The following is a 15042-nucleotide window of genomic DNA, read 5'->3' on the forward strand; positions in this document are numbered from 1 at the left end:
CGGCAGCCTCTGCCCGAGGCTCCTTGTCTCTCATGATGCCTCCAGCCGGAGGCGTTCCGCCCGCCGCTGCGCCTGCCGCTCCGGGTCCGGCACCGGAGCGGCGAGCAGCAGCCGCTTGGTGTAGGGGTGTTCCGGGCGCTCGGTGACCTGGGCCGCGTCGCCGGTCTCCACGATCTCGCCGCGGTAGAGCACGGCCACCCGGTGGCTGATGTGCCGTACGACGGACAGGTCGTGGGTGACGAAGAGGTACGCCACGCCCGTCGTCTCCTGGATCTCGATGAACAGGTCCAGGACCCGGGCCGGGGTGGTCAGGTCGAGGGCGCTGACCGGTTCGTCGCAGACGATCAGCCTGGGGTCGCGGCACAGGGCACGGGCGATGGCGATGCGCTGGCGTTGGCCGCCGGAGAACTCGCGGGGCAGCCGGCGGGCCGCGTCCTGCGGGAGGTACACGTGGTCGAGCAGCTTCTGCACCCGGCGCTCCGCCTCGGCGCGGGCCACTCCGGTCACCTGCAGCGGTTCGGTGAGGATGTCCATGACCGTCATGGCCGGGTTCAGCGAGGTGTAGGGGTCCTGGAAGACGACCTGGATGTCCTTGCTGAGCTCCCGCCGCTCCCGCTTGCCGAGGCGGGATATCGGGTTGCCCTGGTAGCGGATCTCGCCGCCGGTGACGGGGGCGAGGCCGAGGACCGCCCGCCCCTCTGGCTCGACCTGCATGCCGCGCTGCCGCCGACCGCAGAACTGTCCTGTGAGCGGCGGACCCCTCGTGACCTGGGCTGTACCAAAGTGCCAACCACCGATCCTCGTCACATGGGCGGCATGATCGATCGGCTGTCGCCCTCGGAGTTGACGGCGCATCACGTCGACGCGGGCAGCCCGGGCCGTCGCCGCGAGGCCGCGCAGGGGTCGGTGACGGCGGAGCCTCGATCTGGAGCCACGCCTGGTGGCAGGCCGTGCGCCGGATCCGGTACGGCGTTCCGGGTACGCCTCGACCGCCGTCGGGTACCCCGCCGGCCTCGGAGCCCCGCTCGTCCGATGATGCCGACGGCGGCGGGAGCCGGTCCGGTCGCTGGGGTGCGCATGTGGTTGATCGGCGTAACGTCTTAGGTGTGTCTGTGGACTCCGCTGCGGACAGTCTCGTGTCCGATGCCGCACGTGAGCTCCGCTCCAGAGCGGATCAGCTGATCCGTGAGGTGCAGGAACGCCTGCGGCACGAGGTTCCGGCGCTGTGGGAACACCCGGACGCCATGGCCTCGGAGAACACGGCCGAGCATGTCCTCACCGTGCTGTCCGGCCTTGAACAGGGCATCGAGCTCGGCGCGATCGTCCCCCCGGCCGCCGAACCGGACCGCGCGCGGCGGGTGGCCGAGCACGGGATACCCGTCAGCGCGATTCTGCGAGCCCTTCGCCTCGGTCAGGGAGTGGTCCTCGACAGGATGATGGCGGAGCTTCCCCGGCTGACGAACGATCCCGAGCTGGTCAGCGCTGCCGCGCGCAAGCTGACCGCAGGGGCGATCGACTACGTGGACCGCTCGTCGGAACAGGGGGTCGAGGCGTTCCAGGAGGAGCGGGACCGACGACTGCAGCGGCGCCTGTCGATGGTGACGAGGCCGGCAGACACATCGGGACCACTCTCGACATCGCCCGTACCGCCGACGAACTGGCGGACTTCGCAGCCGGGCACTTCGCCGACTCCGCCACCGTCGACCTGCTCGACTCCGTGTTCCGCGGACACGTCAACCCGGCCGAGGACCCGCTCCTGCTGTGCAGGATCGCCCGGCGGCCGGCGGTCGAGGACGCACCGGAAGCGGCCGTCGTCCTTCGGCAGCGGCACAGCTACCCGAACGGATCCCCACCGGATCGCGCCCTGACCACCGGACGGCCCTCACGCCATCCCCCGGAGGCACCGGACGGTTCGGTGGCACTCACCGACGCCGCCGCCGAGCCGGTGAGCTCGATGCTGGTCGTGCCGTTGTCCGCGCGAGGGACCACGCTCGGCGTCGCACAGTTCTCCCGCCACCCCGGTTCCGACCGCTTCGACGACGAGGATCTGCTCCTCGCCCAGGAAATCGCCGCCCGGGCGGCGGTCGCCATCGACAACGCCCGCCGCTACACGTACGCGCGCGCCACCGCCCTCGCCCTGCAGCACAGCCTGCTGCCGAGGCATGCCCCGCAGCATTCCGCGGTGGAGGCCGCCTGCCGCTACCTGCCGGCGGCTGCCGAGGTCGGCGTGGGCGGCGACTGGTACGACGTCATCCCGCTGTCCGGCGCCCGGGTGGCCCTGGTGGTGGGTGACGTGGTGGGCCACGGCATCCGTGCCGCTGCCACCATGGGCTGCCTGCGAACCGCCGTACGCACCCTGGCCGACATCGACCTGCCGCCCGACGAACTGCTCACCCACCTCGACGACGTCGTTCTGCGCCTGTCCACCGAGGTGTCCACCGACCCGGAGGCCGCAGCCGACGGAGATGTCGGTGCCACCTGCCTGTACGCCGTCTACGATCCGGTCTCCCGCCACTGCACCCTCGCCCGCGCCGGGCACGTACTGCCGGCCGTGGTGAGCCGGGACGGTTCCGTCGACTTCCTCGACCTGCCGGCCGGCCCGCCGCTCGGCCTGGGCGGCCTGCCGTTCGAAGCGGTGGAGATCGACCTGCCCGAGGGAAGCCTCCTCGTCCTGTACACCGACGGGCTGATCGAGGCCCGGGACCACGACATCGACGCCGGCCTCACCAGGCTCCGCCATGCCCTCGCCGGGCCCGCCGCCGCACTGGAGACGATCTGCGACACCGTCGTCCAGGCCCTGCTGCCCGAGCAGCCGGACGACGACGTCGCCCTGCTCCTGGCGCGCACCCGCGCACTCGGTGCCGGCCAGGTCGCCACCTGGGACCTGGACGCCGATCCCGCCGTCGTGGCGCGGGCCCGGTCGAGCGTGGCCGTGCAGCTGAGCGCCTGGGGGCTGGAGCAGCTCGACTTCAGCGCCGAACTGGTGGTCAGCGAGCTGGTCACCAACGCCATCCGCTACGGAAGGCCCCCCATCCGGCTCCGTCTCATCCATGACGGCACCCTGCTGTGCGAGGTCTCCGACGACAGCAACACCACACCGCACCTGCGCCGGGCCAGGGTCTTCGACGAGGGCGGGCGTGGCCTGCTGCTGGTCGCGCAGCTGGCGGAACGCTGGGGAACGCGGCACGCCAGGCACGGCAAGACGGTCTGGGCCGAGCTGACCGAGTCCACCGAATCCACCGAGTTCCCGGTGTTCGCCGTCACCTAGCCCAGGTCCGCGCTGCCGCCTGACGCGGCTCCGAGCGAAGGCACAGTACGCCGTCGCGTGCCGCCGCATGGCCGCGTGCCGCCGTATGCCCGGCTGGTCGTCCCGACGGCGTCGTGCGGACAGCCGGACCGCCGGCCGCGACCCGCCCTCTCAGCGTCGCGCGCGAGCGCGGGACGGCTCCACGAGACGATCGTCGGAGAGCCGAGTGCCGGCCTGCTTGACGAGCCTCAGCACGGGGGAGACCTCCATGCTCTGCAGCCCGGCCAGGGACCCGATGCGCTCCGAAGCGAACTCGAACAGTTCGTCGAGGTCCCGGCAGTGTGCGACGGCGTGGAGGTTCCAGGGCCCGGAGACGGCTGCGGCGAAGGCGACCTCGGGTTCCTGCGCCAGCGTGCGGCCCGCGCTCTTCACCGCCGACGGGTGCACACGGAGCCAGATGTTCGCGCGTGCGTGATAGCCCAGGGCCGCCGCGGCGATCTCGACGTCGATGTGGACGACACGGTTCCGGAGCAGAGCGTCGAGGCGTCGCGAGACGCGTCCGGGCGTGAGACCGGCGGCTGCGGCGAGATCGACGAGACTCGCGCGGCCGTCCGCAGTGAGCGCGTCGAGCAACTTCTCGTCCTCGGAGGTGAGTTGCAGTGGCTCCCGAGTGACGACCGGGGACTCGGTGAAAGGGGGCCCGGCACTCCCCAGCGCGGCTTCCTCCTCCGGGGACAGGGTGCCTTGCAGAGCGGACCAGTAGCGGCCGCGGCCGCCGAGGAACTGGCGGAGCATGGCGAAGGCGTTGATGTCGATCACCGCCGCGGTGCGGGGAAGTCGCTGTCCCAGGAGGTCCTCGCGTTGTTCCCGCGTCCGGGACTGCGTCGCGCAGGTGATCTCGCAGCCCGCCGCGCTCAGCGCCACCCAGTTGACGTCGTCGCGCTTGGCGAGCGCGTCGGCGATCGCCGTGACACTGCCGGGGCGGCAGCGCAGGCGCACCAGCCACCTGCTCTGCCCCAGGGCCCCCGGGTTGACCATGCCGGTCACGCGGATGACACCGTCGGCGCGAAGGCGGCGATACCGGCGGTTGACGGCGCCCTCGGTCAGGCCCAGGGCAGCCGCGATCGCCGCGAACGAAGCCCGCGGGGCGATCTGCAGCGCTCGAATGATTCGTACGTCGTCGGGCTGTACGGAAGCGGATTCCGTCATGAGGGACCCTGCCATGCCGGCCATCGTACAAACGAGCGCTCGCGGCTCGCCCGCGATGCGGTACGGACGCAACAGTGACCCCGAACCCGGAACAACGCTCGAAGAACGGAGAAGACGCCGGATGTCATCGACTGGTACCGAACAGATCCCACCGACCGCTCTCCTCATCGGGGCCTCGCGCGGCCTCGGCCACGCGATGGCGGCCGAGTTCCTCGGCAGGGGCTGGAACGTCGTCGGCACCGTTCGCGACACCGCTTCCCGAACGCCGCTGCACGAACTCGCGGACCACGCCGACGGGCGGGTGACCATCGAGCATCTCGACATCAACGACCCCGGTGGCCTGCCCCCGCTGCGCGAACGCCTGGCGCACCGCCGACCCGACGTGCTCTTCGTCAATGCGGGCACCGCCAACAGTGCGCAGACGCCCATCGGCGAGGTTGCGACAGCCGACTTCATCGACGTGATGGTCACCAACGCGCTCAGCCCCATGCGCGTCATCGAAGCCCTCGAAGACCTGGTGTCCCCGACGGGGCTCATCGGGGCGATGTCCTCCGGACAGGGCAGCATCACGAACAACACGGCCGGAGGCCGGGAGGTCTACCGAGGGAGCAAAGCGGCGCTCAACATGTTCATGCGGAGCTTCGCGGCCCGGCAGGGCGATACGCGCCGCGCCTTCGTCCTCATGGCGCCGGGCTGGATACGCACCGCCCTCGGTGGACCTGATGCGCCGTTCACCGTCGAGGAGACCGTCCCCCTGCTGATGGACGTCCTGCTCTCCCGACTGGGCACGCCCGGCCTGGCGTATCTGGACCGCTTCGGCAAGACCGTCCCCTGGTGACCCCTGGTGACCCCTGGTGAACCCGTAGCCCTGAGCCGCTGGTCACGCCGACACCGACACACTCCGGACGATGGCGCGCGCCGCGGCGCGGCCCTCGGGTACGGGGGTGATCGGGTAGACGTGGACGCCGCCGTCGAGCTCCGTGAGATTGATCCCGGTGCCGGCGCTTGCCGCACGCTGTGTTAGGCGTGGGTCCGCCGGGTCGTCCCCGCCGGCCCAGGACCGCCCGGCTCGCAGCCGGCCGGCGGTGCCGGTGTCGGTCAGGCGCAGCGTGTCGGTCAGGTGCAGGTGTTGGTCAATGTCCCCAGTCCCTCGATCGTGGAGCGCAGGACGTTGCCCTTGGCCAGGCAGCGGGCGGGGTGCGGGAGAAGCCGACGCCGGACGGCGTGCCGGAGAAGATCAGGTCCCGGGTGCGGCCGCTCTGCACGGTTTCCTCGTCCAGCGTGCAGGCCAGGGCGAGGTCGGTGGGGTCGTCGAGTTCTTCGAGTTCTTCGATCGTGGTGATCCATGGACCGATCGGGCTGAAGGCCCGGTGGCTCTTGGCGAGGCTGAACCGGGGCGAATTTCCTGCCAGTTGGCCGGTGCGTTCGGAGATGTCCTGGCCCACGCAGAAGCCGGCGACGTGGTCGAAGGCCTTGTCGGCGGGGATGTCGCGGCCGCCCAGGGCGAGCGCGGTCGGCGAACGCGGTCATGCGGGGTCGGCCGGACCGCGGGCGGGCCGTGTCGAGTCCGATCTCGCGATGGAGATCGATGCGGTACTCGTCCAGCAGTTCCTTGAGCAGTTCGTAGTGCTCGTGGAGGAGTTCGCGTGCCTGGACTCGTACACGCAGTTCGTGCCGACTGATCGGATCGTCTGCGAGCGTCCCGGCATACGTCTCCTCCCACTCGAGCCTGCTCCGGGTGACTTCGCGCATGGCTTCGGGCCGGTGTCCGAGCCGCCGCAGGTCCTCGATCTCCTCGTTCCTCGGCCCTGCGAGCAGTTGGTACTCGGCGTACCGGTTGGCCTTGCACAGCAGTTCCCGCAGCTACGGGACCGTGTCCATGTCGACCTTGCCCGAGGGGTCACGGAGGATCAGCGGGGCGCGTTCGCCCGCTGGCGCGGGTCGGCGATCTTGCCGATCTCCATGTAGTGGGTGGCCGAGAGCGGGAAGAGGACAGCTGCCGCGGAGGCGTCCAGAACCGCTGTGAGCAGGTTCGTGTCGGAGGCCTCGTGCGGTGTTTCTTTCGCCGCGCGTGCCAGACGGATCCACACCCACAGATCGAGATAGACCGATGGCGTGGCCATGTGGAGGTTCGGTGAGTCGGCAGCCTCGGTCCCGGCGGCACATGTGGATCGACGTCGTCTCACCGCCCTGGTGGGCCTGTTGGGTATCGGCATGCTGTGACGCAGGCGAGTTCACGTCGGATGCGTATCCGTGACCGGCGGCAGCAGGACGCGGAAGGTCGCGCCCCGCCCCGGACCGGTCGTCAGTTCCACTCGACCGTGGTGGGCGGTGACCAGCGACTGGACGATGGACAGGCCGAGGCCCGCCCCGGCTCCGGAGGTGCGGGAGCGGGAGCTGTCGGCACGGTAGAAGCGTTCGAAGGCCCGCTCGGCCTGTTCGTCGGTCAATCCGGGCCCCTGGTCGGCGACTTCGAGGACGGCGTGGCCGTCGGCGGTGCCGACGCCGATGCGGATGGGGCTGCCTGCGGGGGTGTGGGTGATGGCGTTGCCGACCAGGTTGGAGACGACCTGGCGCAGGGCGGCCTCGTCGGCCAGGGCCGCGGCGGTGGCGGGAGTGCCGCCGTCGGGTCCGGTGAGGTCGACGGGCCGGGTGGGGTCGAGGGCGCGTACGTCGTGCAGGGCGTCGACGGCGAGGGTGCGCAGGTCGGTGGGGGCGAGTTGGAGGGCGATACCGGTGGGGTTGGCCGTGCCGGCTCCGGCTGTGGCCTCTGCCTCGTCGAGGCGGGCGAGTTTCAGCAGGTCCTCCACCAGGCGGGCCAGGCGTTCGGCCTCCCCGGCGATGCGGGTCATGGTGCGGTCGATGTCACCGGGCGCGGAGAGGGCGCCCATGCGGTGGAGGTCGGTGGAGCCCTTGATGCCCACAAGTGGGGTGCGCAGTTCGTGGCTGGCGTCGGCGACGAAGCGCCGCATCCTCGCCTCGGAGCGGTGCCGGGCGGCGAAGGCGGTCTCGATCTGGCCGAGCATCTCGTTGATGACGGTCGCCAGCCTGCCCACCTCGGTGCGCGGGTCGGCCAGGTCGGGGACCCGGTGGGACAGGTCTCCGGCGGCGATCGCGGTCGCGGTCTCCTCGATCCGGGTCAGGGGCCGGAAGCCGGAACGCACGGCGAACCAGCCGACCACCGCGAGTGCGGCCAGGAGGGCGGCGGTGACACTGAGGGAGATGGTCCACAGCTGGTCGACGGTCGCGTCCGCCCGGCCCATCGAGGTGGCGACGGCGACAGACGCGACCTGCTGTTCGGAGGTTCGGGCGAGTAGTGGTGCCGTGTCGGCCAGGGGCCGAACCGTCACGCGCCAGCGTGGCCCGTCGTCGCCCTGGCCCGGCACGGTGAAGGGCCGGGTGCCGTGCGCGGCGACCGCGGTCCGGTCGAGGGCGGTCAGCCGGGGGCCGGAGTCGGGGTCCGCGCCCAGGTCCAGTGTGCCGACGCGTCGGCCTTGGGCGTCCAGGTAGACGACGACGGGCATGTCGAAGAGGTTCAGCGCGGACAGCCGGGCAGCGGCGGCCCGCGAGAGCGCGGGATGGGAACTCGGGGTGAGCGTCGGCGGGATGTGCGCGAACAAGGTGGCTGCGGGGCGCAGTTGGCTGTCGGCCCGTCCTTGCAGGTAGCCGCGAAGCAGGTGGTTGACCACGACCGTCGAGGCCAGCAGGCCCACGGCGAGCAGGATCACCGTCAGGAGCAGGAGTCGGCTGCGCAGGGAGACCCGCAGGGCGAACCTGAGCAACCGGTACGGCACCGCCCTCACGGTGTGGGCCTGCGCAGCACGTACCCCTGGCCGTACACGGTGTGGATGAGCCGGGGCGCGCCGCCGCCCGCTTCCAGCTTGCGACGCAGATAGCTCACGTAGGTGTCGACGATGCCGGCGTCGCCGTCGAAGTCGTAGTGCCAGACGTTGTCCAGGATCTGCGCCTTGGACACCACACGGCCGGTGTTGATCATCAGGAAGTGCAGCAGACGGAACTCGGTCGGCGACAGCCGCACCGGCCGCCCGGCCCGGGTCACCTGGTGGCCGTCGGGGTCCAGCTCCAGGTCCCCGACGGCCACGAGCGGGCTGGCCGGGCCTCCGGTACGGCGCAGGATGGCCTGGATGCGGGCGATCAGCACCTGCAGGTCGAAGGGCTTGGTGACGTAGTCGTCGCCGCCCAGGCGCAGCCCGTGGAGCATGTCCTCGGTGGTGTCCATGGCCGTCAGGAACAGCACCGGCATACGGCGGCGGCCCGTCTCGCCGGTGGCTCTGTCCGGTATCTCGCGCAGCCGCCGGATCACGGAGAAGCCGTTCATGTCGGGCAGCATGACGTCGAGTACGACCAGATCAGGCGGGTTCTCGTACGCCGCCACGAGGGCCTGCTCACCGGTGGCGGCCGTCGCCACCGTGAAGCCCGCGTGCCGCAGTGCCGTGGGCAGCAGTTCGAGGACGATGGGTTCGTCGTCGACGACCAGGAGCGATCCCGTCTGCTTCATTCCGTCCTCCGTTCCCTACGCATCCGGTGCGTCCGGTACGTGTCGTGGACAAGGCCCCCCGCGAATCCGCCCGCGCCCGCGACGAACAGTCCGAGCAGGACCGAGGCGAGCGCGCTGTCGGCGCCACCGCCCGCGGTCATGTTCATCAGCGGCATGTCCATGATCGACATGACGGCCGTCATGGACGGTCCGCCGAACAGATCGGCCGCGAGGAACAGGACCGCCCAGACGAGGCCGACCTGAAGCGCGGTCAGCGCGGCGCGGGTGGTACGAGTGTGCTGCGCGGCTCCGTTGCGCCCGGTGGGCAGGGGGGTGCGGGCCGCGGTCAGGATCCCGCAGCCGAGCAGCACCGCAAGGACGCACAGCAGCATCCCCACCCGTACGACGAGGCTGCCGCCGGTGGCGTCCGCGAGACTCGTCGTGCGGTGCGGCGGAGTGAAGCCACCGCCACCGGAACCGCCGGTGAGGCCGCTGAGCATGCCGCCGCCGGTGAGGCCGCTGAGCATGCTTCCGATCGTGCTGCTGGTGTCCACCGTGCCTTGGAAGGACATCGTCCACGAGGCTCCGATGCCGGTCGAGAGCAGAGCGAACACGGCGTTCGGCGCCGCGAGGAGGATGGCTCCGGCCGCTTTGCCGCCGTTGTCGCCGGCCAGGAAGAAGGCACCGCCGGCCGCCACCAGGGTGAGGACGAGCGTCATCGCGACGACGACGGTGGTGGTCGCGGAGAGCGCGGGGCCCACCATTGTCCGCAGCCTGCCCGTGGCGAAGCGCACCGGGAAGCGGGGCCGCCGGGCCACCAGCACACACAGGCCGAGCACGACGACCAGCCAGAGCAGCCCGGCGAACACGGTCATCGCCACATCGGCCTTGAAGTCCACGGTGGACAGACTCGACGACCCACCGCCGCCGCTCCCGCCGAGCAGCCCACCGGCACCGCCCCCGCCGAGCCGGCTCAGGATGCCGCCGCCACCCGAGCCTCCCCCGCCGAGCCGGCCAAGGATGCCGCCGCCACCCGAGCTGCCGGCTCCCGGCTTCAGTTTGGCGGTCACGGATTCGGGCAGCTTCAGGCTCCCCTGGGCGAAAGGCGCGAACACCACGAAGAGCAGCAGCCAGGTCACCCCGGCGACAGCCGCCCTGGCGAACAGCAGCTCGGCCGTGGCCTTCCGGCCGCGCAGCCCCCAGAAGAAGACCAGGCCCAGGGTCAGGGCACCGACCAGGGTGACACCGAGTGGCATGCCGCGCAGTCCGCCCTGCACGCCCATCGACAGCAGGCCTCCGCTGGAGCCGCCGGAGAAGTCCGCCGATCCGCCGACGGCCAGACACAGGATCGTCACGGCGGCCGGCAGCGTCGAGGTGGCGGACGAGGCGTTCGCCAGAGTCAGTCCCAGCCAGGCCACGGCGAGCATCGCGGCGAACCCCGCCACCGCCGCCCCGGCTCCCGCCGTCACGTTCTGCCAGGTCGTGACGGACGGACCGGTGCCGACCGGGGTGCGGGGGCCCTGGGGAGCGTGGGAAGGAAGCGGAGGAAGAGTGTTTCGTGGAGCGATTGAGGACAGAGCGGTGTGTTGGGTCATGGGCAGGAAGCCTGGACGGGACCTCCGAGGTTCCTCTGAGAGGTCCTGAGAGAAATCTGCGAGTGCCCATCAGGCCGGCCGGACCAGTCCGGTGTCGTAGGCGAAGATCACGGCCTGCACGCGGTCGCGGGCGCCGATCTTGGCGAGGATGTGGCTGACATGGGTCTTGATGGTGGACTCGGCGAGATTGAGGCGTTCGCCGATCTCGATGTTGCTCCAGCCTGAGGCGATCGCGGTGAGGACCTCGCGTTCGCGTTGGGTGAGGGCGGCGAGCTGGCTTTCCTGTTCGGGGGTGTGGCCGGGCAGGCGGTCGGTGAAGGAGTCGAGGAGTCTGCGGGTCAGAGCGGGGGCGATGACGGCGTCCCCGGCGGCCACCGCCCGGATGCCGGCGACGAGTTCGTCGGGCAGTGCGTCCTTGAGCAGGAAGCCGCTGGCTCCGGCGCGCAGAGCGGCGTAGGCGTGCTCGTCGAGGTCGAAGGTGGTCAGGACCAGGACGTGGGAACGGCCGCCGGACTGGACGATGCGGCGGGTGGCCTCGATGCCGTCCATGCCGGGCATACGGACGTCCATGAGCACGACGTCGGGACGGAGTTCGGCGGTCTTGCGGACCGCTTCGGCGCCGTGGGTGGCCTCGCCGACCACGGTCAGGTCGGGGTGCTGTTCCAGAAGCATGCTGAAGCCGAGGCGCTGAAGGGCCTGGTCGTCGACGATGAGGACGGTGGTCATGCCGGTCGGTTCTCCGAGTGAGCGGGGGCGGTGGGGGTGAGGCGAGCCCGGACGGTCCAGCCACCCTGCGCGTTGGGGCCCGCGGTGATCTGTCCCGCGTAGAGGGCGGCGCGTTCGCGCATCCCGACCAGGCCCCGGCCGCCGCCGTGCTCCGGATCCGCCGCCGACGGGCCGGTGTCCTCGACGGTGAGGTGTACGACATCGGCGTCGGAGATGAGGGCGACGGTCACGGCGGTCTCGGGGGCGGCGTACTTGAGGGTGTTGGTCAGGGCTTCCTGGACGATGCGGTAGACAGCGAGCTGGACGCCCGGTGTGAGGTCGCCCAGGTCGCCCTCGGTGTGCAGGGTGACGGTGCGGCCGGCGCCACGGACCCGCTCCAGCAGGGCGTCGAGGTCGGCCAGGCCCGGCTGCGGGGCGAGCGGGGTGTCGTCCGGTTTCTCTCCGTCGTCTCGGATGACGGCGAGCAGCCGGCGCAGTTCGGCCAGAGCGCCGCGCCCGCTGCCGGCGATGATCCGCAGGGTGTCGGCGCCGCGCCTGGGCGAGGTCTCGGCGAGCCCGGCGGCACCGTCGGCGAGACCGACCATCACGGACAGGGTGTGGCCGAGGATGTCGTGCATCTCCCGGGCGATCCGTGCGCGTTCACCGGCGACGGCCAGGCGGGCCCGCTGGTCGCGCTCGGTCTCCAGGCGCACCGCGCGGTCCTCCAGGGCGGCGATGTAGGCGCGCGCCATCCTGCTGGCCAGGCCCAGTCCGGTGACCGCCACCGTGACAACCACCATCACGGTGACCATGGCGGGAACCTGGGTGAGGTACGAGGTCGGTCCGTCGGCGGAGACGACCAGTCCCGTGGCGACAGCCTCGGGAAGCCCGACCGCGAGGGCGAAGCCCAGCTGGGCGGGGGTACCGAGGCGGGCCACGTTGTACAGGGCCACCAGGCGGGCCGCGTTGGAGCCCGCCATCACCCCCAGGGCGATGTCCGCGACGGAGACGGCCGCGATGACGGCGAAGACCGGCAGGGGGCGACGTTCGCGCCACAGCAACGGAACGATGAATCCGATCGCCAGTGCCAGCACGATGGGCACCCCGGGGCCGGAGCCCCCAGCGGCCTTGGCCAGGGATGGGAGGGCGAACACCACGAGGAGAGCCGGCAGCCCCCAGCGCCGCACCCTCGGGTGGGCCTGGTCGGCCCGGTTCAGAGACGCCAGCCAGGACAGCAGTCCGACGATCATGCGGTGCTCAGACACGGTCAGCAGCGTGCCGGGGTCGACGATGGAGCCCGTCGGGTCGGCGGACGCTGGTTCGGTCACTGTGTACACCTCCACGGTGCAGGAGGACCGCCCGCCGGTCCTGGGGGAGTCGGACCGGCGGGCGGGGGCTGGGGGGCTCGGCCGTCGCGGCCGTACGTCTGACCAGGGATTTCCCGCCTCGGGTGAGGCCTCTGATGGGGATCGTACGGCCGTCCGGTCAGCTCCGGCCCGGTGCCGCGGGCGAGAGCTGCTGGCGTTGCCCGCCAGCCTCGCCGTCAGCCGCTCCGGGCTCGTCCAGCAGGTGCTGGAGCCTCTCGCCCTCGACGTCCACGTTGGGCAGCAGGCGGTCGAGCCAGCGGGGCAGTGTCCAGGCCCGGCGGGCGAGGAGTGTCATCACGGCCGGCACCAGGGTCATGCGGACGACGAAGGCGTCGAAGAGCACGGCGGAGGCGAGGCCCAGACCGATCGACTGGATCAGCGTGGAGTCGTCCAGGATGAAGCCGCCGAACACGGAGATCATGATGATCGCCGCGGCCGTGACCACTCGGGCACTGTGCTTGAAGCCCGCGACGACCGCTTCCTTCGGCTCGGCCCCGTGGACGTACGCCTCCCGCATCCGGGTGACGAGGAACACCTCGTAGTCCATCGCGAGACCGAAGACCACGCCGACCAGGAAGATCGGCAGCACGCTCACGATCGGCGCCGTCTGGTCGACGCCGAACACGTCAGCGAACCAGCCCCACTGGAAGACTGCGACCACGACGCCGAGGGTCGCGAACAGGCTGAGCAGGAAGCCGCCCGCCGCCTTGAGCGGGACCAGCAGCGAGCGGAAGACCAGCAACAGCAGGATCAGGGCCAGGCCCACCACCACGCAGAGGTAGGGCACGAGGGCGGAGGAGAGCTTCGCGGAGACGTCGATGTTCAGGGCGGTCGTTCCGGTCACCATCATCTCGGCGCCGGTGTCCTTCGTGTACGCGGTGCCCTGGTCGCGGATGTCGTTGACCAGGTCGATGGTGTCCTGGCTGCTCGGGGCGCTCTTCGGCACGGCGCGGATCAGGGCGACGTCACCGGACTGGTTGTAGCCGGCGATGCCGACGGAGGCGACGTCGGGCATTTTGTCGAGGAGGGTGACGGCGTCCTTGGCGGCGCTCTTGGCACTGCCGCTTCCCGCGTCGACGACGACCGTGAGCGGCCCGTTGTAGCCGTCGCCGAAGCCCTTGGTCACGGTGTCGTAGGCGACTCGCGCGCTGCTGCCGGGGGTGGCCGTCGAGTCGTCGGGCATGGCCGTCTCCAGCGACAGGGCGGGAATGGCCAGGGCCAGCAGGCCGACCGCGGAGACGGCGAGCATCTTCACCGGGTTGCGGGTGACGAACCGCGCCCAGCGGACGCCGAGCGCCTGGCCCTGGCCGCGCTCCAGCCGCTTCATCCGGCGGGTCTTGAGCTTCCCCTTCGAGATCCGCTTCCCGGCGAAGCCCAGCATCGCGGGCAGCAGGGTCAGCGCGATGAGGACCGCGATCGCCACCGCGAACGCGGCGGACAGGCCGATGTCGGCCATCATCCGGATGCCGATGATGCTCAGTCCGGCCAGCGCGATGATGACGGTCAGACCGGCGAACACCACCGCGGAACCGGCGGTCCCCAAGGCCCGCCCGGCGGCCTCTTCGTGGTCGCGACCGTCGGCGAGTTCGCTGCGGTAGCGGGAGACGATGAACAGGGCGTAGTCGATGGCGACCGCCAGGCCCAGCATCACGGCGAGGGTGGGGGCGGAGGAGCTCAGGTGCCACAGGCCGGTCGCGATGGTGATCGACAGCATCGCCAGGCCGACCCCGAACAGCGCGGTCAGCAGCGGCAGCCCGGCCGCGGCCAGCGAACCGAACGTGATCACCAGGACGAGCGCCGCGACGATGATCCCGATCGCCTCGGAGGCGCCGCCGCCCGCCTTCTCCTTGACAGCGTTGCCTCCCATGCTCACCGACAGACCGGCCTTGTCGCCCTTGGCCGCCACGGCGTGCAGGGCGTCCTTGGCCGCGTCGCTGACGTCGGCCTGGGCGACCTTGAACGTCACCGAGGCGTACGCGATCGTCCCGTCCTTGCTGACGGCTCCCCCGGTGTACGGGTCGACGACACTCGCGACCTGGGGAGCCTTCTTCAGGTCGGCGACGAGACTCTCGACCTCGGTCTTGTTCGCGCTGGCCGTGAGCTTCTGCCCATCCGGGGCCTCGAAGACGACCCGCGCGGTCGCCCCGGAGGCCGAGGCCTGCGGGAACTCCTGGTCCAGCAGGTCAAGGGCCTTCTGGGACTGGCTGCCGGGAATGGTGAAGCTGTCGTTGGAACTGCCGGACGAGTCGGCGGTGCCGACACCGATGGCCGCCATCACGACGATCCACAGCAGGGCGACCAGTCGGCGTCGCCGGAAAGCGAGCCGGCCCAGCCGGTAAAGGAACGTGGCCACGGGAACTCCCACAGGGATGGGGTGAGGGGTGCGGAGGGGAGGGCCGGCCGCTCTGCCTGGCCCTGAGC

Annotated in this window: 11 protein-coding genes and 1 pseudogene; 2 read left to right on the forward strand and 10 right to left on the reverse strand. The window is 71.2% G+C overall.

Features of this window, described 5'->3' with window-relative positions; translation table 11 throughout:
* Positions 1 to 30 precede the first annotated feature (30 nt).
* Positions 31 to 855, reverse strand: coding sequence for an ATP-binding cassette domain-containing protein (locus ACFWPQ_RS17575; protein ID WP_384034842.1), 825 nt, complete (start codon positions 853 to 855; stop codon positions 31 to 33).
* Positions 856 to 1112: 257 nt separating this feature from the next.
* Here ACFWPQ_RS17575 and ACFWPQ_RS17580 point away from each other — a divergent pair.
* Positions 1113 to 3268: pseudogene (locus tag ACFWPQ_RS17580) on the forward strand (SpoIIE family protein phosphatase).
* 150 nt (positions 3269 to 3418) lie between these two features.
* On the opposite strand, the gene ACFWPQ_RS17585 reads toward ACFWPQ_RS17580, so the two are convergent.
* Complete coding sequence (locus ACFWPQ_RS17585) at positions 3419 to 4471, reverse strand: Lrp/AsnC family transcriptional regulator (RefSeq protein ID WP_384034845.1); 1053 nt, start codon at positions 4469 to 4471, stop codon at positions 3419 to 3421.
* A gap of 106 nt (positions 4472 to 4577) precedes the next feature.
* Here ACFWPQ_RS17585 and ACFWPQ_RS17590 point away from each other — a divergent pair, with 106 nt between their 5' ends.
* A complete protein-coding gene (locus ACFWPQ_RS17590) occupies positions 4578 to 5294 on the forward strand; it encodes an SDR family oxidoreductase (RefSeq protein ID WP_384034848.1) in 717 nt (238 codons plus the stop codon).
* A gap of 295 nt (positions 5295 to 5589) precedes the next feature.
* On the opposite strand, the gene ACFWPQ_RS17595 is transcribed toward ACFWPQ_RS17590, so the two are convergent.
* From ACFWPQ_RS17595 to ACFWPQ_RS17630, 8 genes are all read right to left on the reverse strand, one after another.
* The gene (locus ACFWPQ_RS17595) at positions 5590 to 5901 is read right to left on the reverse strand and encodes a fumarylacetoacetate hydrolase family protein (protein ID WP_384034851.1); all 312 of its coding nucleotides are present in this window, start codon (positions 5899 to 5901) and stop codon (positions 5590 to 5592) included.
* Positions 5902 to 6366: 465 nt separating this feature from the next.
* Entirely contained in the window at positions 6367 to 6579 is a 213-nt protein-coding gene (locus ACFWPQ_RS17600) for a hypothetical protein (protein ID WP_384034854.1), read from the reverse strand.
* Between the two features lie 111 nt (positions 6580 to 6690).
* Positions 6691 to 8250 carry a sensor histidine kinase gene (locus ACFWPQ_RS17605; RefSeq protein ID WP_384034857.1) on the reverse strand — a complete coding sequence of 520 codons (1560 nt, stop codon included), beginning with the start codon at positions 8248 to 8250 and terminating at the stop codon, positions 6691 to 6693.
* A gap of 5 nt (positions 8251 to 8255) precedes the next feature.
* Positions 8256 to 8975, reverse strand: coding sequence for a response regulator transcription factor (locus ACFWPQ_RS17610; protein ID WP_384034859.1), 720 nt, complete (start codon positions 8973 to 8975; stop codon positions 8256 to 8258).
* Entirely contained in the window at positions 8972 to 10423 is a 1452-nt protein-coding gene (locus ACFWPQ_RS17615; RefSeq protein ID WP_384034862.1) for a streptophobe family protein, read from the reverse strand. The genes ACFWPQ_RS17610 and ACFWPQ_RS17615 overlap by 4 nt, the downstream gene beginning before the upstream one ends.
* A gap of 195 nt (positions 10424 to 10618) precedes the next feature.
* Positions 10619 to 11275 carry a response regulator gene (locus tag ACFWPQ_RS17620; RefSeq protein WP_384034865.1) on the reverse strand — a complete coding sequence of 219 codons (657 nt, stop codon included), beginning with the start codon at positions 11273 to 11275 and terminating at the stop codon, positions 10619 to 10621.
* Complete coding sequence (locus tag ACFWPQ_RS17625; protein ID WP_384034868.1) at positions 11272 to 12582, reverse strand: sensor histidine kinase; 1311 nt, start codon at positions 12580 to 12582, stop codon at positions 11272 to 11274. The genes ACFWPQ_RS17620 and ACFWPQ_RS17625 overlap by 4 nt, the downstream gene beginning before the upstream one ends.
* Positions 12583 to 12739: 157 nt before the next feature.
* Positions 12740 to 14974: an MMPL family transporter gene (locus ACFWPQ_RS17630; RefSeq protein WP_384034871.1), complete on the reverse strand. Its 2235-nt coding sequence runs from the start codon at positions 14972 to 14974 to the stop codon at positions 12740 to 12742.
* Positions 14975 to 15042 lie beyond the last annotated feature (68 nt).

Source organism: Streptomyces sp. NPDC058464 (assembly GCF_042721035.1).
In the GTDB taxonomy this organism is placed as follows: domain Bacteria; phylum Actinomycetota; class Actinomycetes; order Streptomycetales; family Streptomycetaceae; genus Streptomyces.

What these genes read in the sequence shown, in the direction of transcription:
- ACFWPQ_RS17575 (WP_384034842.1), bottom strand. Translation starts at nt 855, where the DNA reads ATGCGCCGTCAACTCCGAGGGCGACAGCCGATCGATCATGCCGCCCAT.
- ACFWPQ_RS17585 (WP_384034845.1), bottom strand. Translation starts at nt 4,471, where the DNA reads ATGGCAGGGTCCCTCATGACGGAATCCGCTTCCGTACAGCCCGACGAC.
- ACFWPQ_RS17590 (WP_384034848.1), top strand. Translation starts at nt 4,578, where the DNA reads ATGTCATCGACTGGTACCGAACAGATCCCACCGACCGCTCTCCTCATC.
- ACFWPQ_RS17600 (WP_384034854.1), bottom strand. Translation starts at nt 6,579, where the DNA reads ATGGCCACGCCATCGGTCTATCTCGATCTGTGGGTGTGGATCCGTCTG.
- ACFWPQ_RS17610 (WP_384034859.1), bottom strand. Translation starts at nt 8,975, where the DNA reads ATGAAGCAGACGGGATCGCTCCTGGTCGTCGACGACGAACCCATCGTC.
- ACFWPQ_RS17620 (WP_384034865.1), bottom strand. Translation starts at nt 11,275, where the DNA reads ATGACCACCGTCCTCATCGTCGACGACCAGGCCCTTCAGCGCCTCGGC.